The 22,609-nt window shown below is 65.1% G+C and carries 20 protein-coding genes; 15 read left to right on the forward strand and 5 right to left on the reverse strand.

From position 1 onward, the window contains the following. Nucleotides 1-22: 22 nt before the first annotated feature. From GGQ64_RS17465 to GGQ64_RS17505, 9 genes are all read left to right on the forward strand, one after another. Nucleotides 23-1,507 (forward strand): lipopolysaccharide biosynthesis protein, encoded by a 1,485-nt coding sequence (locus GGQ64_RS17465; RefSeq protein WP_183806596.1) that lies wholly within the window; start codon nucleotides 23-25, stop codon nucleotides 1,505-1,507. Between the two features lie 415 nt (nucleotides 1,508-1,922). Further along, a complete protein-coding gene (locus GGQ64_RS17470; protein ID WP_183806846.1) occupies nucleotides 1,923-3,029 on the forward strand; it encodes an acyltransferase family protein in 1,107 nt (368 codons plus the stop codon). A 43-nt stretch (nucleotides 3,030-3,072) separates the two neighbouring features. Beyond that, nucleotides 3,073-3,861 (forward strand): endo-1,3-1,4-beta-glycanase ExoK, encoded by a 789-nt coding sequence (gene exoK, locus GGQ64_RS17475; RefSeq protein WP_183806597.1) that lies wholly within the window; start codon nucleotides 3,073-3,075, stop codon nucleotides 3,859-3,861. An 80-nt stretch (nucleotides 3,862-3,941) separates the two neighbouring features. Further along, nucleotides 3,942-5,141, forward strand: coding sequence for a glycosyltransferase family protein (locus GGQ64_RS17480; protein WP_183806598.1), 1,200 nt, complete (start codon nucleotides 3,942-3,944; stop codon nucleotides 5,139-5,141). 13 nt (nucleotides 5,142-5,154) lie between these two features. After that, a complete protein-coding gene (locus tag GGQ64_RS17485) occupies nucleotides 5,155-6,177 on the forward strand; it encodes a glycosyltransferase family 2 protein (protein WP_183806599.1) in 1,023 nt (340 codons plus the stop codon). Next, nucleotides 6,174-7,124, forward strand: coding sequence for a glycosyltransferase family 2 protein (locus tag GGQ64_RS17490; RefSeq protein ID WP_183806600.1), 951 nt, complete (start codon nucleotides 6,174-6,176; stop codon nucleotides 7,122-7,124). The genes GGQ64_RS17485 and GGQ64_RS17490 overlap by 4 nt, the downstream gene beginning before the upstream one ends. After that, a complete protein-coding gene (locus tag GGQ64_RS17495; RefSeq protein ID WP_183806601.1) occupies nucleotides 7,121-8,122 on the forward strand; it encodes a glycosyltransferase family 2 protein in 1,002 nt (333 codons plus the stop codon). The genes GGQ64_RS17490 and GGQ64_RS17495 overlap by 4 nt, the downstream gene beginning before the upstream one ends. A gap of 4 nt (nucleotides 8,123-8,126) precedes the next feature. After that, on the forward strand, nucleotides 8,127-9,032 hold the full coding sequence (locus GGQ64_RS17500; protein ID WP_183806602.1) for a UTP--glucose-1-phosphate uridylyltransferase: 906 nt from the start codon (nucleotides 8,127-8,129) through the stop codon (nucleotides 9,030-9,032). 94 nt (nucleotides 9,033-9,126) lie between these two features. After that, on the forward strand, nucleotides 9,127-11,460 hold the full coding sequence (locus GGQ64_RS17505) for a polysaccharide biosynthesis tyrosine autokinase (protein ID WP_183806603.1): 2,334 nt from the start codon (nucleotides 9,127-9,129) through the stop codon (nucleotides 11,458-11,460). A 62-nt stretch (nucleotides 11,461-11,522) separates the two neighbouring features. Here GGQ64_RS17505 and GGQ64_RS17510 read toward each other — a convergent pair whose 3' ends face one another. Then, nucleotides 11,523-12,146 carry a TetR/AcrR family transcriptional regulator gene (locus GGQ64_RS17510; protein WP_183806604.1) on the reverse strand — a complete coding sequence of 208 codons (624 nt, stop codon included), beginning with the start codon at nucleotides 12,144-12,146 and terminating at the stop codon, nucleotides 11,523-11,525. 102 nt (nucleotides 12,147-12,248) lie between these two features. Here GGQ64_RS17510 and GGQ64_RS17515 point away from each other — a divergent pair, with 102 nt between their 5' ends. From GGQ64_RS17515 to GGQ64_RS17540, 6 genes are all read left to right on the forward strand, one after another. Beyond that, nucleotides 12,249-13,331, forward strand: coding sequence for a polyamine ABC transporter substrate-binding protein (locus tag GGQ64_RS17515; protein ID WP_183806605.1), 1,083 nt, complete (start codon nucleotides 12,249-12,251; stop codon nucleotides 13,329-13,331). A 153-nt stretch (nucleotides 13,332-13,484) separates the two neighbouring features. After that, complete coding sequence (locus GGQ64_RS17520; RefSeq protein WP_183806606.1) at nucleotides 13,485-14,348, forward strand: ABC transporter permease; 864 nt, start codon at nucleotides 13,485-13,487, stop codon at nucleotides 14,346-14,348. Nucleotides 14,349-14,352: 4 nt separating this feature from the next. Beyond that, on the forward strand, nucleotides 14,353-15,192 hold the full coding sequence (locus GGQ64_RS17525; RefSeq protein WP_183806607.1) for an ABC transporter permease: 840 nt from the start codon (nucleotides 14,353-14,355) through the stop codon (nucleotides 15,190-15,192). Continuing rightward, complete coding sequence (locus GGQ64_RS17530; RefSeq protein ID WP_183806608.1) at nucleotides 15,189-16,280, forward strand: ABC transporter ATP-binding protein; 1,092 nt, start codon at nucleotides 15,189-15,191, stop codon at nucleotides 16,278-16,280. Before GGQ64_RS17525 ends, GGQ64_RS17530 begins: the two co-directional genes overlap by 4 nt. 2 nt (nucleotides 16,281-16,282) lie before the next feature. Continuing rightward, nucleotides 16,283-17,026, forward strand: coding sequence for an MBL fold metallo-hydrolase (locus GGQ64_RS17535; RefSeq protein ID WP_183806609.1), 744 nt, complete (start codon nucleotides 16,283-16,285; stop codon nucleotides 17,024-17,026). A 130-nt stretch (nucleotides 17,027-17,156) separates the two neighbouring features. Then, nucleotides 17,157-18,209 (forward strand): AI-2E family transporter, encoded by a 1,053-nt coding sequence (locus tag GGQ64_RS17540; protein WP_183806610.1) that lies wholly within the window; start codon nucleotides 17,157-17,159, stop codon nucleotides 18,207-18,209. A gap of 57 nt (nucleotides 18,210-18,266) precedes the next feature. Here GGQ64_RS17540 and GGQ64_RS17545 read toward each other — a convergent pair whose 3' ends face one another. The 4 genes from GGQ64_RS17545 to GGQ64_RS17560 all read right to left on the reverse strand — a co-directional run bounded on the left by GGQ64_RS17545 (nucleotide 18,267) and on the right by GGQ64_RS17560 (nucleotide 22,595). Then, nucleotides 18,267-18,572, reverse strand: a complete 306-nt coding sequence (locus GGQ64_RS17545; RefSeq protein WP_183806611.1) for a hypothetical protein — start codon at nucleotides 18,570-18,572, stop codon at nucleotides 18,267-18,269. Between the two features lie 191 nt (nucleotides 18,573-18,763). Next, nucleotides 18,764-19,024 (reverse strand): YMGG-like glycine zipper-containing protein, encoded by a 261-nt coding sequence (locus tag GGQ64_RS17550; protein ID WP_183806847.1) that lies wholly within the window; start codon nucleotides 19,022-19,024, stop codon nucleotides 18,764-18,766. A 107-nt stretch (nucleotides 19,025-19,131) separates the two neighbouring features. Then, complete coding sequence (locus GGQ64_RS17555; RefSeq protein ID WP_183806612.1) at nucleotides 19,132-22,233, reverse strand: complex I subunit 5 family protein; 3,102 nt, start codon at nucleotides 22,231-22,233, stop codon at nucleotides 19,132-19,134. Continuing rightward, nucleotides 22,227-22,595 (reverse strand): sodium:proton antiporter, encoded by a 369-nt coding sequence (locus GGQ64_RS17560; RefSeq protein ID WP_183806613.1) that lies wholly within the window; start codon nucleotides 22,593-22,595, stop codon nucleotides 22,227-22,229. Before GGQ64_RS17560 ends, GGQ64_RS17555 begins: the two co-directional genes overlap by 7 nt. Nucleotides 22,596-22,609 lie beyond the last annotated feature (14 nt).

Consider the following 22,609-nt stretch of genomic DNA (forward strand, 5'->3'; position numbering starts at 1 on the left):
CTCCAGCATTCGGGACGCGGCCATGCCCACTGCCATCAACGCGAAATCGGTCACGCGAAACGTCGGCTGGAGCATCTTATCCAAGACAAGCACATTCGGGCTGAAATTTGTCACGGTCCCGATTTTAGCAAGAATCCTCACCCCCGAAGAGTTCGGCGCGGTGGCCGTCGCGCTCACCGTCGTGCAGTTCCTGGCGATGATCGGCGGCGCCGGTCTGGCGTCCGCCCTAATCCTACAGCGTGACGAGGATATGAAGACGATTCACTCGGTTTTCTGGGCCAATCTGGCGATCGCCTGCCTCATGGCCGTCGGTCTCTACGTCTGGGCCGAGCCGGTCGCCGGACTGCTCGGCGCCACCGAGGCAGCCTATCTCGTGCGGCTGATGGCCCTGCTGATTCCGCTGCAACTGGCCGGCGACGTGGCCTACGCGCTGCTGGCACGGCGCATGCAGTTCGGCAAGGATGCCTTCTGGAGCATGGTGTCGGAATCCGCCGGCGCTATCGCCGCCGTGGTCCTGGCGCTCGCAGGCTTCGGCGTCTGGGCCCTGATCGCGCAGCTCTTCCTGTCCGCGGCGATTCGGTTGGTGGGCCTCTTCGCCGTCTCGCGCTACGTTCCGGCGTTGCAGATGTCGATCGGCCGCGTCGTCGGCCTGGCCCGCTTCAGCCTGAGCATGATGGGGTCCGAGATCGCCAACTTCGTCAGCTTCCAGTCGCCGATGGTGGTCATCTCGCGGTTCCTGGGGCTCGCCGATGCCGGCGCCTATTCGGCGGCGAACCGTTTCTCCAGCATTCCCAACCAGGTCGTGCTGTCCGCCGTCATGGGCGTCCTCTTCCCCGCCTTCAGCAGCATGATGCAGGACAGCGCCCGCCGCTCGAACGCGCTGATGCTCAGCACCCAGGTCACGACCGTGCTGCTGGCGCCGATGATGTTCGGCCTCTGGGCGCTTGCGGAGCCCGCCATGCTCACGCTGTTCGGCCATCAGTGGGCCTATGCCTGGCCGGTGCTGGGACTGCTTGCGCTGTCGAAGGGGATCCTGACCCCCTGCAGCACGTTCATTCCCTACCTGAAGGGCGTCGGGCACGGCGGCACGCTGTTCTGGTGGGCGATCCTGCGCGCGGTGATCACGACGGCGGCCGTCGCCTTCGGCGCCTATAACGGCACGCTCGTGGGCGCGATGATCTGGCTCTGCGCCGTCAATGCCTTCGTGCTCGTCGGCTATTCGCTGGTGGTGTTCCGGGCGGACGGAACGCCCTTTTTCCGCGGCTTCCTGACCTGCTGCCGCCCGATGTTCACGGCCGCCTTGATGGCGATCGCGGTCCGGCTGCTCCTGAGCTACTTCGGCCATCTCGTACCGAACGCGGCGCTGCAGGTCGTAGTCGGCGGTGTCATCGGCGGCGCGATCTATGCCGCACTCGTCCTCCTCACCGAGCGCCCGCTCCTGCGGAAGCTTGTCGATCTCGCCCGGAAGAAGCGTTTGCCCGCCGCCTCACCCAGCCCGGCCGAATAAGCCGGCCGGAAGCCTCCCATAACTGAGACTTGAATCGTTTTGCCGCCTTTCCGCCACAATCGACCATCCCCGGCACCAGGTTCGGAACCTGAAACGGTGGCAAAACGCAAAAAAAGCGAAAATTCCTCGGCAGGAATACAGCCAAGACGTGCATGTATCTGAGTCTATTAGCAATTTCTGCAATTTACGGTGCTAGCGTGCCTTTTCGCCGGTTGCGGCAGCCCCCCGGACACATTTTGGTGACCGTCGGCGTTTCCCTTATTGTGCAGCGCAACCAAACTCCGCAGAGATTTTTGTTGCACTGCCATATTTTTCCGCTCTAACCGCCCTACCATTTTCAACGCGGGCACAAGTCTGCTCTGTCCGAAACGGCGGCCGGAAACGGGGCCCATTAGGAGTAGCTGATATCGTGGATATGAACGCGGGCGTTTCTTCGCGGATCAATCTGATGCGCATCGTGCTCATCTCGGGCATCGTATTCGTGCATGTTCCCTATGATCCGTCCAACAGCCCGTTCCTGGGGCTCAACGGCCTGATCGACTGGTTGCGCGTGTTCCTGGGCGACAGCCTGTTCCGGATCGGTGTCCCGTGCCTCAGCGCGATCTCCGGCTACCTTCTGTTCCGTCGCGGCTTCGAAGGCTTCAGCTACGGAAAGACGCTGCGCACCAAGGCGACCACGGTGCTGGTGCCCTTCCTGCTCTGGAACCTCGCTTTCCTCGCCTTCGTCTTCCTGGCGCAGAAGGTCGGCATCGGTTTCGGCTATCTTCCGGATGTCGCCAATGCCACCCCACGCGAAATAGCGACGCTCGCGTTTGCGCTGGAAGGCTGGCCGATCAACCTGCCGCTCTATTTCCTTCGCGACCTGCTCTTGTGCCTCGTCCTGTCGCCGATCCTGGCGTTTCTGGTCCTGCGCTATCCGCGTGCGACGCTGCTGGTGTTCTTCGCCTATGCGGTGCTGCCGGTGCCGAACGGAATCTTCCTGAAAAAATCGATCCTGTTCGGCTTCAGCTCAGGCATCGCGATCGCACTGCATCGCGTCGACGTCGGCGCCGTCGACCGTTACGCCAGCCAGATCTCGGCGGCCGTCGTCGCCGCAGCGCTGTTGTTGTCCGTGGCGCTCTTCCTGGTCGGACCCGACTTCCCGGTCTGGCTGGAGATATTGCGTGCGATGACTGCGCTGTCCGGCATCGTCGGCGCCTGGGCGCTGTCCGACCTCCTGCTGCGCACGCGGCTCGGGACGCGGCTGTCGAAGGGCGGCGGCCTGAGCTTCTGGATCTTCTGCGCCCACTACCCCCTGCTCGTCGGACTGTGGATGGTGTGGAACCGCGTCGGGATCGACCACTATGTCGCCTTCTATTTCGCCGCGCCGCTGCTGACGATCACGATCCTCGTCATCACCCACGCCATCGTCCAGAGAAGCCTGCCGGGCCTGCACGCCCTTTTGACCGGCAGCCGCTCCGGTGCGCGCAAGCCGATTTCCAATACCGCCCATGATGTCCGCTACTCGACCCCGCAACGGTGAAAGGATGCGATCGCCCATGACGACACGATCCGAGACAAGACCCATGACACGACCCACCACCCGAACCTGCCTTGCAGCGCTGACCGCGCTCGTCTGCGCAGCCTCCTCCGCCCCGGCAGTCGCGCAGGAAGGTGCGACCGGCACGTCCTTCGTCGAGAACTTCGACACGCTGGACCGCAAGACCTGGTACGTCTCCGACGGCTGGAACAATGGCAAGCACCAGAACTGCACATGGTCGAAGGACCAGGTGAAGATCGTCGAAGGCGCGCTCAATCTCACGTTCGAGCAGCGCAAGCTCGGCGAGCGGGAGTTTGCCTGCGGCGAGGTCCAGACCCGCAAGCGCTTCGGCTACGGTACCTATGAAGCGCGGATGAAGACGGCCGATGGCTCGGGGCTGAACTCCGCGTTCTTCACCTTTATCGGCCCGGCCGACAAGAAGCCGCACGACGAGATCGATTTCGAGGTGCTCGGCAAGAATCCGGCCAAGGTGCAGCTCAACCAGTACATCGCCGCCAAGGGCGGCAACGAGGAACTGGTCGACGTGCCGGGCGGCGCCAACAAGGGCTTCAACGACTATGCCTTCGTCTGGGAACAATCCCGGCTGCGCTACTACGTCAACGGCCAGATGGTGCACGAGGTGACGGACCCGGCGAAGCTTCCGACGAACGCGCAGAAGATCTTCGTCAGCCTCTGGGGAACCGACACCCTGAGCGGCTGGATGGGCGCCTTCAACTACACGGCTCCGACGTCCATGCAGATCGACCGCATCGTCTATACGGCGCCGGGCGACGACTGCCAGTTCGCCGAATCCGTCGCCTGCGTCCTGAACTGAGGCGGGGCGAAAGCCCCGCCCGAGACTGCCACAATCGTCAAGACCCGGAATGATGCCGGGTAGGAAAACGGGATCATCCCATGCTGCATATCCTCTATCTGGCGCACGACCTCTCAGACCCTGCGATCCGTCGCAGGGTCCTTGCGCTCCAGACCGGAAATGCCGAGGTGACGCTGGCGGGCTTCCGCAGGGGCGAAAACGCCGGGGCTGCGATCGGCAGCCTGTCGACGATCGAGCTCGGCACCACGGAGGATGCGCGCTTCGTCCAGCGGGCAGGCGCCGTGGCAAAAGCCTGCCTCAATCTCGGCGCGTCGCTGCGCGGCGTCGCAAAGCCCGACATCGTGATTGCACGCAACCTGGAAATGCTGGCGCTCGCGCGCCGGGCGGTCTCGCTGTTCGGCGGCGACATCCCGGTCGTCTACGAATGCCTGGACATCCACCGCCTGCTGCTGCGCCAGGACTTCGGCGGACGGATGCTGCGCGCGGCAGAGGCGCGGCTCGGACGCGGCATCAGCCTGCTGGTGACGAGCTCGCCGGCCTATGTCGACAACTATTTCGACCCGCTTTCGGGCATAGACGCGCCGGTCATGCTGCTCGAAAACAAGGTGCTGGACCTGGACGACGACATCCCGCTCGTCCCCGGTCCTCGGCCACCGGCCGACGACGAACCGTGGAAGATCGGCTGGTTCGGAGCGCTCCGCTGCCGCAAGTCGCTGGATCTGCTTTCGCGGTTCTCGCGGGCGATGGAAGGCAAGGTCGAGATTATCGTGCGCGGTCGCCCGTCCTATGCCGAACTGAAGGATTTCGACAGCTTCATGCGCGGCGAGCCGTTCATGAGCTTCCGCGGCGCCTATCGCAATCCGGAGGATCTGTCGGAGATCTACGGCGAGGTCCAGTTCGCCTGGGCGATCGACTTCTTCGAGGAAGGGCAGAACTCCGCCTGGCTGCTGCCGAACCGCATCTACGAGGGTTGCCGCTACGGCACCGTGCCGATCGCGATCAAGGGCACGGAAACCGCCCGCTTCATCGCCCGGCGCGATATCGGCTTCGTGCTCGAGGACGCCTCGGTGGAGGGGCTGGTCGAGCTTTTCTCGCGGATCGACCGCCAGAGCTACACGGATGCGGCCAGCCGCATCGTCGAGCAGGGCGCCCGCCAGTGGACCTTCCGCCGGGATGACTGCCTGGACCTCGTCCAGCGCCTCTCGGCAATCGCAAATTCAGAGGAAACCGCTTTTCGCAGCCACGCACGGACCCGCCCGCAAGGGTCGGCTGCCATTTAGGAGATCGAGCCAAATGACCGGTGAACCGCTCAAATCCGTTCGCTGCCTGATCGTCATCCCCTGCCTCAACGAGGCTCGGCATATCGGCCCACTCGTCCAGCGGCTCGCCGGCGCGCTCGAGGAACTCGACGCGATGCTGGTGGTGGCCGACGGCGGCAGCACCGACAGCACGCGCGAGATCGTGCGCGACATCGCCGCCCTGCGCGACGACATCGCGCTTTTGGACAATCCGAGGCGCATCCAGAGTGCGGCGGTGAACCTTGCGGTCGCCACCTTCGGCGATCAGTACGACTACCTGATCCGCATCGACGCCCATGGCGACTATCCTGAAGACTATTGCCAGATTCTGGTCGACGAGGCCACGGCGACGGGTGCGGACTCGGTCGTCGTCGCCATGGAGACAGTCGGCATCGGCGCCTTCCAGAAGGCGACGGCCTATGCACAGAACTCCAAGCTCGGCAACGGTGGCGCCCGCCACCGCGTCGGCGCCAAGAGCCACTGGGCCGATCACGGCCACCACGCGCTGATGCGCATCGCCGCCTTCCGCGCCGTCGGCGGCTATGACGAGGAATTCAGCCACAACGAGGATGCCGAACTGGACTTCCGCCTGAACAAGGCCGGCTATCGCATCTGGATGACCGACCGGACGAACATGATCTACTATCCGCGCTCTAGCGCCGGACCGCTGTTCCGCCAGTACTTCGCCTATGGCCGCGGGCGGGCCCGCAACCTCCTGAAGCATCGCGCGATGCCGAGCCTGCGCCAGATGATCCCGCTGAGCGTGGCCCCGGTGGCGGCCGGCGCACTGCTCGCCGTCGTCAACTGGGCGGCGGTCCTGCCGTTCGGCTTCTGGGCGGCTGCGTGCCTCGGCTACGGTGTCTGGATGGCCGTCGGCCGGCGCAACCCCTACGGGCCACTTGCCGCCGTCTCGGCGATGATCATGCATTTTGCCTGGTCCGCAGGCTTCTGGCGCGAACTGCTGTCGCCTCGCCGCCGGTCGGCCTCGTCCTTCGCGCAGGCACAGGTGACCCCATGAGCGCTCCTCTCTCCACGCCGTTGCCGTTCACGCTGATCGATATCGCGGTCTGCACCTACCGGCGCCCGGAACTGGAACGCACCCTGCGCTCCCTTGCCTCACTTTTGGTGCCCGAGGGCAGCGCGGTCCGCATCATCGTCGCCGACAACGACACCGTGCCGAGCGCCGCCGGCGTGGTCGACGGACTGCGCACGCAGATCCCTTTCCCGATCGACTATGTCCATTGCCCGGCGTCGAACATCTCGATCGCGCGCAACGCCTGCCTCGATCATAGCCGCGGCGAGCTCCTGGCCTTCATCGACGACGACGAGACGGCCACGCCGGACTGGCTGGAAAAGCTCGTGGCGACGATGGGCGAGAGCGGCGCCGATGTCGTGCTCGGCCCGGTCAAGGCGATCTACGGTACGCCGACGCCGAACTGGATGCAGCGCGCCGATCTCCATTCGACCCGCCCCGTCTGGGTCGGCGGCGAGATCCGCACCGGCTATACCTGCAACGTGCTGATGCGCCTCACCTCGCCGGGCCTCTCCGGCCGCCGCTTCAGCCTGGCGCTGGGCAAGACCGGCGGCGAGGACACCGAATTCTTCACGCTCGCCACGCAGGCCGGCGCCCGCATCGAGTTTGCGCCCGAAGCCTGGGTGCACGAGCCGGTGACGCAAGGGCGCGCCACGCTCGGATGGCTGGCCAAGCGCCGCTATCGCATGGGCCAGACGCACGGTCGCCTCCTGGCGGAGAAGGCCGACGGCCCCGTGCGCCGTCTCGCGCAGGCCGGTCTTGCCGGCGCGAAGATGCTGGTTTGCGCCGCAGCCAGCATCGCCACCGCCTTCTCCCCTGCCCGCCGTTACGGCTACGGCCTGCGCGCCGTACTCCATGCCGGCGTCGTCAGCGGACTTTCGGGCGTTCGCGAGATCCAGCAATACGGCCTGGCGGAGACCCGCACCCCATGAGCCAAGCGCCCGACGTCACCTTCGTCATCGCCGCCTACAACACGTCCGAGACGATCGGGCGGGCGATCGCGAGCGCGCTGGCACAGCGCGACGTGTCGGTCGAAGTTCTGGTCGTGGACGATGCATCCTCAGACGATACCCGTGACGTCGTCGACCGCATCACCGATCCGCGCGTGCAACTGATCGCGCTTCAGGAGAACCGCGGTCCCGGCGGCGCGCGCAATGCCGGGCTAGAGGCGGCGCGCGGCCGCTGGATCGCGATCCTCGATTCCGACGACGCCGTGGAGCCGGACCGCCTCGCCCGCATGATCACGCGGGCGGAAAAGGCAAGCGCGCAGATCGTCGTCGACAATCTCGACGTCGTCTCGCAGGACGGCTCGCGCGAGCGCATGTTCCCGGAGGCCGAACTGGCGCGGCAGACCCAATTGACGCTGCCGGCCTTCATCACCTCCAATGCGCTCTTCCGCTCCACCCACAACTACGGCTACATGAAACCGGTGTTCCAGCGCCGGTTCCTCGACGACAACGCGCTGCGTTTCGACGAAAGCCTGCGGATCGGCGAGGACTACATCCTGCTCGCCTCCGCACTCGCCAGGGGCGGACGCTGCGTCGTCGAGCCGAATGCCGGCTACATCTACCACATCCGGGAAGGGTCGATTTCACGTGTGCTCAAGAAGCATCACGTGGAGGCGATGCTGATCGCCGACGACCGCTTCGTTGGCGAGCACAGGCTCGATCCGGCAGCCAGCAAGGCCCAGCGGCTGCGCACGCGCAGCCTCACCGAGGCCCGCTCCTTCCTCGACCTCGTCGAGCATCTGAAGAACCGCTCGTTCGCGCAGGCGCTGCGCACCGCCTTCGGCGACCCGGCCGCCGTCCGGCATCTTCGCATGCCGATCGCCGCCCGGCTGCGCCGCCTCGCAGGCAACGACAGACGACCCGGCCCGACCGCGGCCGGTCAGAGATCCCCGGGCCAAGGCCCACATACCAGCAAAGGATAGCGCGATGGACTCCATCAGACGTGTACGCAAGGCAGTCATTCCTGTCGCCGGCAACGGAACCCGCTTCCTGCCCGCCACCAAGGCCATGCCGAAGGAAATGTTGACGGTGGTCGACCGTCCCGTCGTGCAATATGCGCTCGACGAGGCGCGCGAGGCCGGCATCGAACACATCGTCTTCGTCACCGGTCGCAACAAGCAGGCGATCCAGGACCATTTCGACGATGCGCCCGAACTGATCTCCTCGCTGTCGCGCTCCGGCAAGAGCGCACAGGTTTCCGAGCTCGAGGCGATGCTTCCGGCCGCCGGCACGGTCAGCTTCACGCGCCAGCAGGCTCCGCTCGGGCTCGGCCACGCCGTCTGGTGTGCGCGCGACCTGATCGGCGACGAGCCCTTCGCGCTGCTCCTGCCCGACATGATCTGCCACGGCGAGCGCGGTTGCATGGCCGGCCTGATGGACCTCTACAATTTCGCCGGCGGCAACGTCGTCGGCGTCGAGCAGTGCCCGCCGGAAGAGGCCTACAAATACGGCATCGTCGGCAAGGGCGAGAGCGTGCCGCACGGCTTTGCCGTCACCTCGATGGTGGAAAAGCCGAAGGCAGGCGAAGCCCCGTCGAACTATTTCCTCAATGGCCGCTATATCCTGCAGCCGGAGATCTTCGGTCTCCTCGCCAGGCAGGAACGCGGCGCCGGCAACGAGATCCAGCTGACCGACAGCATGCTGCAACTGTCGAATTCCCAGCGCTTCCACGCCCACCCCTATGAAGGGCGCACCTTCGATTGCGGCTCCAAGCAGGGCTTCATCGAGGCCAACGTCGCCCTGGCGCTGTCGCGTCCCGACATCGGCGGATCGGTGTTCGAATCGGTCAGGCACATGGTCTTGACCCATGAGAGCCGCATTCAGGCTGCATAGCATGCGTCCGGCCCGTCCGGGGCGCATCCAATTTTCGGCCTGTCCCGGCAAGAAGCCAGGACAGGTTTCCCTGTCCGGGAACTGTGAGGTTTTCATGAACCAGAGAAGTCTACCGCTGAACAGGCCGCTGCCGCACACCGCGGACAGTTCCGATGCCTTCATCGATCTCGATCGCCTGGTCTCGGCGGCATTGCGCCGTTGGAAGACGCTGGCGGTCTGCGCGGTCGTCTTCGTCGTCGGCGGCGCCGCCTATCTGGCCACTGCAACGCCTCTCTATACATCGATGACACAGGTGCTCATCGACGACAGCCTTTCGCGCTATGCCGAAGAGGAACAGAACGCGGCGCAGAACAGCCAGCAGCTCGACACGAGGATTTCCAGCACCGTCGAGATCCTGAAATCGGGCAAGCTGGCGCTGCGCGTCGTCGACCAGGCGGATCTTTCGACCAATCCGCTCCTGGTGGACCCCCCGCAATCGCCGACCGCCATGCTCAAGGGCTGGTTCAAGTCGCTCGGCGGCATGTTCGCCAAGCAGGGGCGCGTCTCCGACGAAGCCGCGGCGAACGCCCGGCGCCAGAAGGCGGCCGCGATGCTGCAGCAGTCGCTGCGGGTTGAACGCGTCTCGCGCAGCTCCGTCGTTTCCATCGCCTTCACCTCCGCTGACCCGCAGCTTTCCGCCCTCGTCGCCAAGACCTATGCGGACGCATTCCTGTCCGACCAGCTGAGCGCGAACTTCGAAGCCTCGGAGCGTGCGTCCGGATGGCTGCAGGAACGTCTGGGCGATCTCGGCCAGCGCGCCCAGGCGGCGGCCATGGAGGTCGAGACCTACAAGCGCGAGAACAACTTGATTTCCACCCGCGGCGCATTGATGTCGGATCAGCAGCTCGCCGACCTCAACAGCCAGCTCATCATCGCCCAGGCCGATGCCGCAAGCGCGTCTGCCCGCTACAACCAGCTCGCCGCCATCGTCCAGACGGGCCCGGAGAATGCCGTCGAGAATTCCGCGGTGACATCGAAGGAGATCGACAACTCCGTCATCCAGGAACTGCGGACGCGCTACTCTGCAGTCAGCAAGCGCGAGCAGGACATAACGAAGAATTTCGGTGCCGATCATCCCCAGGCGGTGGCCCTGCGCACTGAGAAGACCGATCTCGCACAACAGATCTTCGGCGAACTGCAGCAGATGACAGCGACGTACCGCAACGAATTCGAGGTCGCCCAGTCGCGCGAGCAGTCGCTCCGCGACAGCATCGACCGCGTCGCCGGCCGGAATTCCGACGCCAACGAGGCGCAGGTCAAGCTGCGCGAACTGGAACAGAAGGCCACCGCGCTCAAGGCCGTCTACGAATCCTACCTCAACCGCTACGAGGAGGCCTCGCAGCAGCGCTCTTTCCCGATCGCCAAGGCGCGTGTGATCTCGGAAGCCGGCGTGCCGGTGTCCCCGTCCAGCCCCAAGAAGACGATGGTGCTCGCCCTCTCGGCGGTCCTCGGCCTGATGGCCGGCGGCGCCTTCGCCTTCCTGCAGGAAATGCAGGAGCGCGGCCTGCGCCTCGAAAGCGACGTCCGCACGCAATTGCGCCAGCGCTCGCTCGGCTACCTCCCCCTCATCGGCGGCGGCAAGCGGAAGAAGCGCTCCCGGTTCGGCTGGCTGAAGAAGGCGCCCGACATCCCGGAAGAAGAGCGCGTCACGGTATCCCCGATGCCGCTGGAGCAGATGACCCGGATCGTTCGCGACGCCCCGAAATCGACCTTCGCGGAGACGCTGCGCCATGCCAAGCTCTCGTGCGAGATGCTGCTGCAGCGCCGCCCGAACAAGGTCATCGGTATCATTTCCGCCGTGCCGGGTGAGGGAAAGACGACCTTTGCCACGAACTTCGCCCTTCTGCTCGCCTCTGCAGGCAAGCGCACGCTGCTGGTCGATGCGGATATCCGCAATCCGAGCCTCAGCCGGATGCTGAAGACCGGACCGAAGGCGGGCCTCGTCGAGGCCGTGCTCGGGGACGTTCCGTGGGCTTCGGCGATCAAGGTCGACCAGCAGACCAGGCTCGCCATCCTGCCGAACGTGCCCCACAGCGGCATGGAGCAGTTTCACTATACCAACGAGATTTTCGCATCCCCCGGCATGGGGACGCTGATGGAGAATGCGCGCAAGACCTTCGACTACACCATCGTCGATCTGGCGCCGCTCGGCCCGGTCGTCGATGCAAAGGCCTTTGCCCAGCACGCCGACGGCTTCATTCTCGTACTGGAATGGGGAAAGACGCCGGCGCGCCTCGTTCGCGACCTCCTCGAGGCGGAGATCGACATCAACGCGAAGATCCTCGGCGTAGTACTGAACAAGACCGACATGGAGCAGCTGCCGGCCTACGGCGATAGCGGCGGCTCGGAGAAATTCCGCAAGCACTACGCCAAGTATTATACCGAATAGCAATCGCGCGGGCGGCACGTGCTTGCCGGGATGACTGTCGCTGCAAGGTCCGGAGGCGGCCCTTACGTTGCCGCGACGCTGACCAGCGTCGCCAGCGGCCTGTTCTGCCGGGCAACCTCAAGCTTGAGCCGTTCGAGCGTCATCGTTTCATCCCGGACGAATTCGGTGAACATCATGTTGAGATTGTTGAAGAACATCGCCCCGACGGCGCCTGCATCGATCTCGTCGCGGACGGCCCCCTTGCGCTGCAGGTTGCTCACCAGCGTCGAGACCTGGGCACAGAGCGTCCTGTCCAGATCGGTGTAGCGCTTGGAAAACGGCGTCTCCGGCTGCTGGATCGAGATCGCCATTGCCGTGCGCCACATCTCCTTGCTGAGATAGACCAGCGAGTGGTCGTAATACTGGTCGACGAGAAGGGTCACCGCCGAAAGGACGTCCCGCGGCGGGTCGGCGACGATCGAGCGACCTGAATCGAGAACCTCCTCGACCTCCATGGCGACGGTGGCCAGCAGCATGTCGCCCTTGCTCTGGTAGTAGTTGTAGAACGTCCCGACCGAGACCGCGGCGCGCTCGGCGATATCCTCGATGCGCGCGGCATCGTAGCCGACTTCGTGAAAGAGCCCCGTGGCAGCCTCCAGGATGCGCCGGTTCTTGTCCGCCTTCTGTCTCGCACGCAGTCCCGTCAAGCGCGTCGCCCTTTTCAAGGTTTTCAGATTGACTTGAAAAATGAATTCATTCAGTCTTTTTGTAAAGGCACCAAAACGAGTGCCGGAACCAGAGGGACGAAGATGACCAGATCCATTGCGGGCGCCTCCGCGCGCCGACTTTTCAGTACCGCTGCAACCCTTGCATCCGTCGCTTTTCTCGCGGGCCAGGTGTCGGCTGCCGAGGAACTCAACGCACTCGTCTGGTGCGACCACACCGATCCGGCCCTGATCGAGCCCTTCGAGAAGGCCAACGACGTCAAGGTCAATCTGAAGGAATATGAGGGGACCGGTGCCGGGATCTCGATCCTCGAGCAGTCTCGCCCCGGGGACTGGGACGTGATGGTGATCGACGCGGTCGACGTTCACCGCGTCATCGACATGGGCCGCCTCGGCGAAATGCCGGCAGACGCCCTGCCCTCGGCCGACCTGTTCCCCGAGCTGCGGATGGAGGCCAACAACACCAGGGACGGCAAGACCTATGCCGTGACCGAAAAGTTCGGCTACAACACCATCTCCTACGACAAGACCAAGGTCGACCCGAAGGACATGGAGGATCTCTCCGTCATCTGGTCGGACAAGTACAAAGGCCGAATCGCGCTCTACGACTACTACCTGCCCATGATCGGGCTGGTGCAACTGGGCCTCGGCAACAAGACCGCCGAACTCTCCGAGGCCGACATGCCGGCGATCGAGGAGAAGCTCTCGGCGATGAAGGCCGCCTCCAAGCAGGTCGCCGACGTCGTGTCCTCGCAGACGGCACTTGCCACCGGGGAAGTCGACATCCTCGTCGGCGGTGGCGAGTGGATCACCGCCTCGCTCGCCAAGGATAAGCCCAACCTCGACTGGACCGTGCCGAAGCAGGGGGCCGTCCGCTGGGCGCAGTCGATCGCCGTCATGAAGGATTCGACCAAGCCGGACCTGGCACTGAAATTCGTCCAGTACATCCTGAGCCCGGAGGGACAGGCGCGGCTTGCGACCTCTTCCTGCTACTGGGGCATGCCGACGAACCAGAAGGCCGGCGAGCACCTGGCGCCCGAGCAGAAGCAGGCGCTGCGATGGGACGACCAGCCGGGCTATCTGCAGAACACGCAGCTCTATCCGGTTCCGAGCGCGGAACTGGACCAGAAGATGCAGGACGCCTGGACCAACATGATGCAGCAGTGACGTGCGCTGCTCTCCCCCGGAGGGCAGACAGAGCCGAAGGACCGGCTGAGGGGTGTGCCAGACCCCCTCATCGCCGCGCCCTGCCCGGCCTCTCTCCGTTGAGAACAGAGGAAGCCCTTCGCCACCGCCTTGTGAACAGTGATATCCTCAGCCATGACCACCGCCACGCTTGAAGACAGGGAACGCCGCAGGGCATGGGGCTTCGTCGCCCCCGCCCTGCTCTGGACCCTTGCGTTCTTCGTCGTACCGTTCCTCTACATGGCCGCGATGAGCCTGTGGTTACGCCAGGGCCGCGACATCGTCCGGGTCTGGAACCTCGACAACTACGCAAGGTTCTTCACCGAGAGCGCGCTGCTGAAGGGCCTGACGAACTCGCTGGAGATCACGCTGACGGTGACGGCGCTCTCCGTGCTGCTCGCCTACCCGCTCGCCTGGATCATCGCCGAGCGCGTGCCGAAACGGTGGCAGCGCATGGCCCTGATCCTGGCGATCCTGCCATTCTGGACGAGCTACGTGGTGCGCTCCTATTCCTGGCTGCTGGTGCTGTCGAAGGGCGGCGTCATCAACCAGGCGCTGCTCGGCATCGGACTGATCTCCGAGCCGCTGGAGATCGCCAGCAACCGCACGGCGACGGTCATCGGCTTCGTGCATTTCTTCGTCATGCTCCTGACGCTGACGATCTACTCCAACCTGATTCAGCTGTCGCCGAACTATCGCCGTGCCGCGGCCGATCTCGGGGCCAACGGCTTCCAGACCTTCTGGCACGTGGTCCTGCCGCTGACGCTGCCGGGCATCATGACCGGCGCCTTCCTCACCTTCGTGCTCTGCATCGGCGACTACATCACGCCACAGATCCTCGGCGGCAACAACGAGCTGGTGCTGCCGCAGATCATCATGTTGCAGATCGGCCGCCGGGCGGACTTCCCGATGGCGGCGGCGCTCTCCATCATCCTCATGCTCGCGGTGACGGCGGCCTATCTCCTCTGCGCCCGCTGGCTGAAGATCGAGAGGGCCTAGCACCATGGCGCAGCCGAGCGAGACGCAAACGACGGATATCGTCCTTCCGGGCAGCGCGCGGCGCTTGCTCGCATCCGCGCTCAGCTGGCTCTATCTCGTGGCGATATACGGCTTCATCTTTCTGCCGGTCGCGGTCCTGGTGCTGTTCTCCTTCCAGGACGGTCGCCTGCCCGTGCCGCCCTTCAACGGCTTCTCCCTGCAGTGGTACGAAAGCGTCTTTGCCGACCGCAGGCTGATGGCAGCGCTGGCCAACTCGCTGATGGTCGCCGTCGTCTCCTCCGTCATCTCCTGCCTGCTGGGCTTCCTTGCAGCCTATGCGCTCGCCCGCTACCGGCTGCCCGGCTCGGTGCTGCAGCGCGGGCTGCTGATCGCGCCGATGACGGTCAGCTACCTGATCATCGCGCTCGGCCTGCTTGCCGTTCTCAACGCGTTGCAGGTGCCGCTGTCGCTCTGGACGGTCGGCATCGGTCATGTCGTGATCAACCTGCCGCTCTGCTTTGCCATCATCTATGCCTCGATGGGCGACCATCACGTCAACATCGAGCGGGCGGCGCGCGACCTCGGCGCCAGCGACGTCAAGGTCATGGCGCTGGTGACCGCGCCGATGCTGATGCCCTCGATCATGGCCGCCTTCTTCCTCTCCATCACCTTCAGCTGGGACGAGTTCATCATCGCCTTCCTGCTGTCGCGTTTCGACGTGACGCTGCCGGTGGAGATATGGAGCATGCTGCGCTCGGGCCTGAACCCGAAGACCAATGCCATCGGTTCGCTCGTGTTCCTGGCCTCGGTCGTCGTGCTGGTCGTCCTCGAACTCGCCCTCTTCGGCAGGAGCCGCAAGCCATGACAGCGTCCGTCTCGATCCGGAACCTCACGCGGACCTTCGCCACCTTCAAGGCGCTGGACGACGTCTGGCTCGATATCGCGGCCGGCGAGTTCATCGTGCTGCTCGGCCCGTCCGGCTGCGGCAAGACAACCCTGCTTTCCATCCTCGGCGGATTCCTGACGCCCACGAGCGGAACGGTCAGGATCAACGACCGCGACATGGCGGGCGTCCCGCCGGCACAGCGGTCGACGACGACCATGTTCCAGGACTACGCCCTCTTTCCGCACATGCGGCTGATCGACAATGTCGGCTTCGGCCTGCGCATGCGCGGCATGGACAGGGCGAGCCGGGACGCGAAGGCGGCCGGTTTCCTCGATCTCGTCGGCCTGAAACCTTCCGCGCAGAAGAAGCCGCACGAGCTATCCGGTGGCCAGCGCCAGCGCGTGGCGCTCGCCCGGGCACTGGCCGTCGATCCCGACGTGCTCCTGCTCGACGAGCCGCTCGGCGCGCTCGACCTCAAGCTCCGCCGGCAGATGCAGGATGAATTGAAGGCGCTGCAGAGGCGCGTCGGCACCACCTTCGTCCACGTCACCCACGACCAGGAAGAGGCGATGGCGATCGCCGACCGCATCGTCGTCATGAACCACGGCCGGGTGGAGGATTTCGGCCCGCCGTCGGACATCTACATGCGGCCGAAGTCGATCTTCGCCGCCGGTTTCATGGGCGAGGTCAACTTCCTTTCCGGCAGGGTCGGCCGCGTGGAGTGCGATGCAGCCGAAGTCGAGACGCAGATCGGCCCGATCGTGCTGCCGATTGCCAACTTCACCATTGCCCGGCCGCAAGCCGGCGAACGCGTCACGATCTGCATCCGCCCTGAACATTTCCGCGCTGTCGACCAGCGCTCGGTCGCCGGCCTCAGCGAGGCCATCGTCAGCGACGTCTCCTTCTTCGGCACCCACCACCGCTGCCATCTCGCACCGGTCGCCTCGCCGGAGAAAAGGCTCGTGGCGCACATGCCGCAGTCGGCCAGGGTCGCGCCTTGCGACCGGATCGCGCTTTCTTTCGACCCGGCGGGCGTCACCGCCCTGCCCGAAGTCCGGGAGGCCTGACGATGGAGCGGATCGCCCCCGAGAACTGGTACAAGGTCCAGCGCCTGCAGGACGACGTCACCCAGATCTCCGAGCCGCATATCAAGGAGTTCTACCGCTGCAACATCTGGCACGTGCGCGGCCGCGATGCCGACATGCTGGTGGACAGCGGCATGGGTGTCGTCTCGCTGCGCCAATGGGTGCCGCTGGTCACCGAACGCTCGCTCACGGCCGTCGCGAGCCATACCCATTTTGATCACATCGGCTGCCACCACGAATTCGAATGCCGCGCGGTCCACGCAGCGGAAGCCGACCTGCTGGCGCAACCCACCCGTGCCAACACGCTGGCCGATCCCTACGTGACCGACGACATCTTCGAAGCGCATCCACCCGAGCCCTACTGTTCGAAATGCTATGCGGTGAAGGCCGCGCCGGCGACTCGTATCCTCGAGGACGGCGACGTGATCGATCTCGGCGACCGGCATTTCGAGGTGATCCATACGCCCGGCCACTCGCCCGGCGGCATCGCGCTGTTCGAGAAGGCGACCGGCATCCTCTTTTCCGGCGACATCCTCTACGACGGCCCATTGATCGAGGACACCTATCATTCCGACGCGGCCGACTACCGCGCCTCGATGAAGCGCCTGCTGGACTACCCCGTCCGCATCGTTCATGGCGGCCACTTCCCGAGCTTCGACGGCGAGCGCTATCGCCACCTCATCCGCACGTGGCTGGACGGCAAGAGCGCTTCCGCCAGTTCTGCCTGAGGGGCGCGTCCCGGGTCGGACGCGCGACGGGAGCGAAAAGGTTTCGCGGGGCACATTGCAGTTTCCCTCGAACGTTGCGTAATCTCGCCACGGACGTTGCCAATGACGGCGGCGCAAGAGGGGACGTCGAATGCTCAAACTGGATGAAGGGCGCATCACCGCGCTGGTGACGGCTGGCGTGCTCACACTGGCGCTGCTCTACGTGGCGCAGTCGGTCTTCGTTCCGCTGACCTTCTCCATCCTGGTCATCGCGCTCATCTGGCCGATGCAGGTAGCACTGCAGCGTGTGATGCCGCGCCTCCTGGCGCTGCTGATCACGCTCACGGTCACGATCGTCGCCGTGGTCGCAGTCGGCTCGTCGATCGCCTGGGGGCTGAGCGTGCTGGGGCACTGGCTGTTTGTGAACGCCGGCCGGTTCCAGACCATCTACCTCGACTGGACGCAATGGCTGGAAGAACACGGCGTCGCCATCGCCGGGCCGCTGGCCGAGCAGTTCAACGTCGGCTGGCTGGTGGGCATGCTTCAGGGCGTCGCGGGGCGGATGAACAGCTTCGCCGGCTTCACGATCGTCATCTTCATTTCGGTTCTCCTGGGGCTCCTCGAAGTCGACGACTTCAAGCGGCGGCTGATGCTGCCGAGCATCCAGCCGCTCGGTGCGCTGATCCTGGAATCCAACCTGCGGATAGCCGCGAAACTGCGGCGCTTCATGGCCGTCCGCACCTTCGCCAGCGTCTTGACCGGCCTGGTCGTCTGGATCTTCGCCAGTTTCGTCGGACTGGAACTGGCCGCCGCCTGGGGCGCGATCGCCTTCGCCCTGAACTACATCCCCTTCCTCGGCCCGTTCATAGCAACCGTGTTCCCGACGCTTTTCGCCGTCGCCCAGTTCGACTCCTGGCAGTCGGCCATCGTGGTATTTGCCGGCCTCAACGTGATCCAGTTCGTGATCGGCAGCTATTTCGAGCCGCGCCTGACGGGCGCCTCGCTGGCGATTTCGCCCTTCGCCGTGATCTTCGCCGTCTTTTTCTGGGCCTTCATGTGGGGTCTGCCCGGCGCGTTCATCGGCGTGCCTATCCTCATCTGCCTGGTCGAATTCGGCCGGCGGATCGAGACGACCCGATGGATCGCCGTCCTCCTGTCAGGCGAGCAAGCGCAAGCCGACATTCCGACGCCAGCCGACCAGTAGCGAAAGGCTGCCCATGCCGGCACTCGACGGCGGGACGGGACGAGACAAAGTGCCGGGTTACCGCCTGAGGCGACGCACGTCGACGACCCGTCCGTTGTGGCGGTTCACGGCAACCTCGTAGCGCCGCGAGCCGCGCCAGGCCCGATAGATGAAGAAGCGGCCGTGGCAGTCGATGATCCGCACGTCCCGGAAGCCGCGGTTGCGCAGCCGCCTCTGGCCCTCGCGGCAACTGATGGATCGCCCGCCGCTGACATTGCTGCCGACATGGATGTTGATCGTGACCGCCTCGGCGGGGGCCGGCGTCAACACCGGCGGCGTGGCGAGAAGGGCGACGAAGAGGGAAGCGATGACAAACCGTTTCAATACGGCCTCCTGGACGGTCAGACTGAGTGAAAGATGGATCTGCTACGGATGGCTCGACAATAAGAGACGTAGATGTGGGGATCGTCTTTCAGTCGCGGCGCGCGCGCCGTTCCGGTTCAACAAACCCCATGGCATCTCCGGCGGGCGCATGACGACGCCCGCCGGAGTGAAGGGAACCCCTGGGTGGGCCGTTAGCGCGGGCAGGCGGCGATATAACGCCGGCCGTATCGATCGCGGTAGTAGCACTGACCGGGCCGGCCGGCGACGTTGCCGATGACCGCACCAGAGACCCCGCCGATGGCCGCGCCGACAGCGGCACCGCGGACGTCGCCGGTGACCGCTCCGCCGATGACCGCACCGGTCGCGGCGCCGATTCCGGCACCTCTTTCGGTCGGTGTACAGCTACTGGCAGCGATCCCGGCCAGAACGAGTAAAAGGTAAAACTTACGCATTTTCCTTCCTTTCCTGCTCATTGAATGCTTCATCATGGGCCCATACTCCTCAACGTTAACGCTCAATGGCGCCTGTGTAAAATCGCCAATGACTTCGCCGCAACACGCTATCCTCCGCCCAACATCGGAACTGCCACGACGAAAAAGTAAAGGACAAGCACGTAGGCGAGCACCTGGAGCGCATAGGTCTGGCCGTTGCCGGTATAGACCCGCCGCGCCGTCCCGGCGGCCCCGCCGACCGCGACCGACACGGCTCCCCAGAAGCGCTCGGCATGGGATGCCAGCACCGGCGCGAGCAGCGGTCGGTAGTAGCTGAAGAACCCCGTCGGGCTGCCCGAGCGCGACGGCCGGCGGCTGATCCTGTAGAAAATCCACAGGAGCACTGCGCCGAGCAGCGCCAGGCCAACGGCACCCGCCATCGCCCGCGCCGGGTTCCAATAGGCATAGATCAATTCCAGCGACATGCCCTGCCAGACGAGGGTCGAGGCGAACTGCGGGTCGATCGCAGCCGAGACGGGATCCATCAGCAGCTTGGGGAAGAACGACAGCAGCAGGATGCCCGCCACCAGCACGAACTGCGGCACGAGAAGCGCTGCCGGCGCCTCGCGCAACTCTGCGTGCTCCGGCTTCAGCGGGCCGAGGAACACGGCGTGGCCGAAGCGGACCATGTAGAGCAGGCCGACAAGCGTCGCGAGCACGCCGAGCGCCAGGGGACCATACCAACCCCTGTCCACCATCGCGCTCAGGAGCAGCCACTTGCCGCCGAAGCCGGCGAGCGGCGGCAGGCCCGACATGGAGACGAGGGCAACGATCGCCACCGCAAAGGTCAGCGGCATCCGCCTCGCCAGCCCGCCGCACGCCTCCAGCCGCTTGAGGCCCGTTCGTTCGATGACCGCCGCCGCCGCCAGGAACAGGATGCCCTTCACCAGCAGGTGGTTGGCGACGAGATAGAGCGCCGTCACCCAGCCGAGATGGCTCATCAGCGCCACCGCGGTGATGATGTAGCCGGTCTGGCTGAGGCTCGAATAGGCAAGCATCCGTTTCATGTCGGCTTGCTGGAGTGCGAGAAAGGCTGCGACGACGGTCGTCAGCATGCCGATCCAGCCCACGGCACGCGCGAGCTCGAGCCCGGCGTCCGAGCGCGCCGCCTGATAGGCCGCCATGAACAGGCCGAACACGGCCACTTTTCCGACGACGGCGGACAGCATGGCGGAGAAATCGTCGTCCGCTTTTGCATAGGCGGCAGGCAACCAGACATGGACGCCGATGACGCCGATCTTGACCATGCATCCGAGCGCGATCAGCACGAACGCCGGCGCAGCGACCGGGCCGGCGGCGAGAAACGCGGAAAGATCGGTGGTGCCGATGACCGCCCGGGCGATCGCAAGCCCCGTCAGGAGCAGGAAGGCGGATGCCAGCGAGAACAGCAGGAACTGAAGCATGACGCCGCGGGCGGCAGTGGAGAGCGCCAGCATGAAGGTCGACGCAAGCGTTATAATCTCCCAGGCGAAGAAGAATTCCAGGCTGGTGGATGCCCGCAGAAGTGCCACGTTCGACAGAAGCAGCACCGCCATCAACGGATAGTAGCCGAGCCGCGCATCGCTGCGATAGAGGCCGGCTGCGGCGATGACCAGTCCGCCCGAAAGGAGAAGCACGGCGAAAAGGCCGTTGATGCCGCCGATGCCCTGCACCATCCAGGCACCGGCTGCGAAAACGACGAGCAGCATCGACAGGCACTTGGCCCGTCCGGGCAGGCCCTCGGCCATGAGAAGGGCGGCTCCGGCGAAAAGCGGCGCATGGAGCCAGGCCGAGGCGGCCCCGGCCACCCAGGAGGCGACAACGCCGCCGATCGTCAGCAGCGCGACGCAAGCTGCGGCAGGAAACAGGTCCCATGGTGGCACCCGGCCCCCCGTCTCCCGGCGCCCGGCCTTCGCCGCGCGGCCGAACCACTGGAACAGGTAGGCGGCCTCCAGGAGGGAGCCGAAGAGGACCACGGCGATCCACGCATAACCGCCGTGTTCGGCAAGCCGCAGCACCAGTTCCCATTTCGCCCAGAAGCCGGGAAAGGGCGGAAGGCCCGCGATCGCGACCAGCAGGCTGCAAAAGACCAAAATGAAGGGCGCGCCCGCGGACAGTACATTCCAGTCCCGGATCCTCTGGCGCTGCACCGCGCCCGCCAGCCAGAAGAGCCCCGCCTTGGCAAACAGATGGTTGAAGAAGAGCCCGCCGACAATGAGGGGCAGCGCCTCGTCCTCGCCGTGGCGCAACAACAGCGCGAGCGCCAGCACCAGCAACGCCATTTGCGCAATCGAGGAGCAGCCGAGCATGCGCTGGACGTTCGTCTGCCGCAGTCCGATCAGGTTGGAAAACAGGAAGGTCACGGCAGCCGAGACGGCGACCAGCGTCAGGTGCGGCGCAAAGAGCGGCATCAGCTTGAAGAGCGCGAAGAACACGCCCGCCGAAACGCCAACGGAAACGAGCGCCGCCACGCCCGCCGGCGCCGTTTCATAGACGTCCAGCCCCCAGCCGTTCGCCGGGAAGGGCTTGAGTTCGATGACGAGGCAGGCGAGCACGAGGACGAGCGCGGTCGTGCCGACCGGACCGGCGATCAGGTCGCGCCGCGCTAACATCTCGTCGATGCTGAGCGTTCCCGTCACATGGTAGAGCAGGACCGTCCCGAGCAGGAAGAACGACGAGGCGAGCACCGTCGCCATGATGTATTTGAAGGCGCCGGCCAGGGATGCCCGTGTCTGGCCGAGGCCGAACAGGCCATAGGTCGCGATCGACACGATCTCCAGAAAGACGAACAGGTTGAAGAGGTCCCGCGTCATGATCATGCCGTTGATGCCCATGACGAGGATCAGGTAGAGCAGCAGGAATGTGTAGCTGTCGCGCAGGCGGCGCCAGAGATGCAAGGCGCCGAGCAGGGCCGCAAGGTTGACGCAGAAGGCGAAAAATCCCTCCGCCAGGCCCAGACGGAGACTGATCGCCAAGGGCGGCGCGGTTCCGGCGGTCTGGATCTCGAAGGCGTCCGCGCCGCCGAGCAGGCGCCACAGGCAGGCGCCGGAAATGACGGCGATGCCGGCAAGTGCTGCCCAGAATGCGACGGCCGGCAGGCGCTTCGACAGCCGATAGAGCAGCGGGATCAGGAAGCCGCCACCCAGCCCGAGCAGGAAGATGTTCAGCGGCTGGAGCAACCCCTCTACCATTTCGACTCCGTGAACGCGTCGATGGAGAGTGTCTTGCGGGCTTCATAGAGCCTGATCGCATAGGAAAGCATGATCGCCGTCACCGAGAAGCCGATGACGATCGCAGTCACCACCAGGGCAGACGGTACCGGATCCACGGCGCGTGCGCCGGCCTCACCGACCGGAAGGGCCCGGTCGATGATCGGCGCCGTTCCGCCGGTGACATAGCCTGTCGCGACGAGCACGATGTGCGTGCCGGTGCCGAACAGCGAGAAACCGATGATGATGCGCAGGATGTTCCTGTGTACCAGCACGCCCCACATCCCGATCAGCACGAGCACGAGGCCCGTCACCAGAAGCAGATGTGAAATCGGAAGCCCCATCGCCCTCTCCATCG

It is taken from the genome of Mycoplana azooxidifex, assembly GCF_014196765.1.
In the GTDB taxonomy this organism is placed as follows: Bacteria; Pseudomonadota; Alphaproteobacteria; order Rhizobiales; family Rhizobiaceae; genus Mycoplana; species Mycoplana azooxidifex.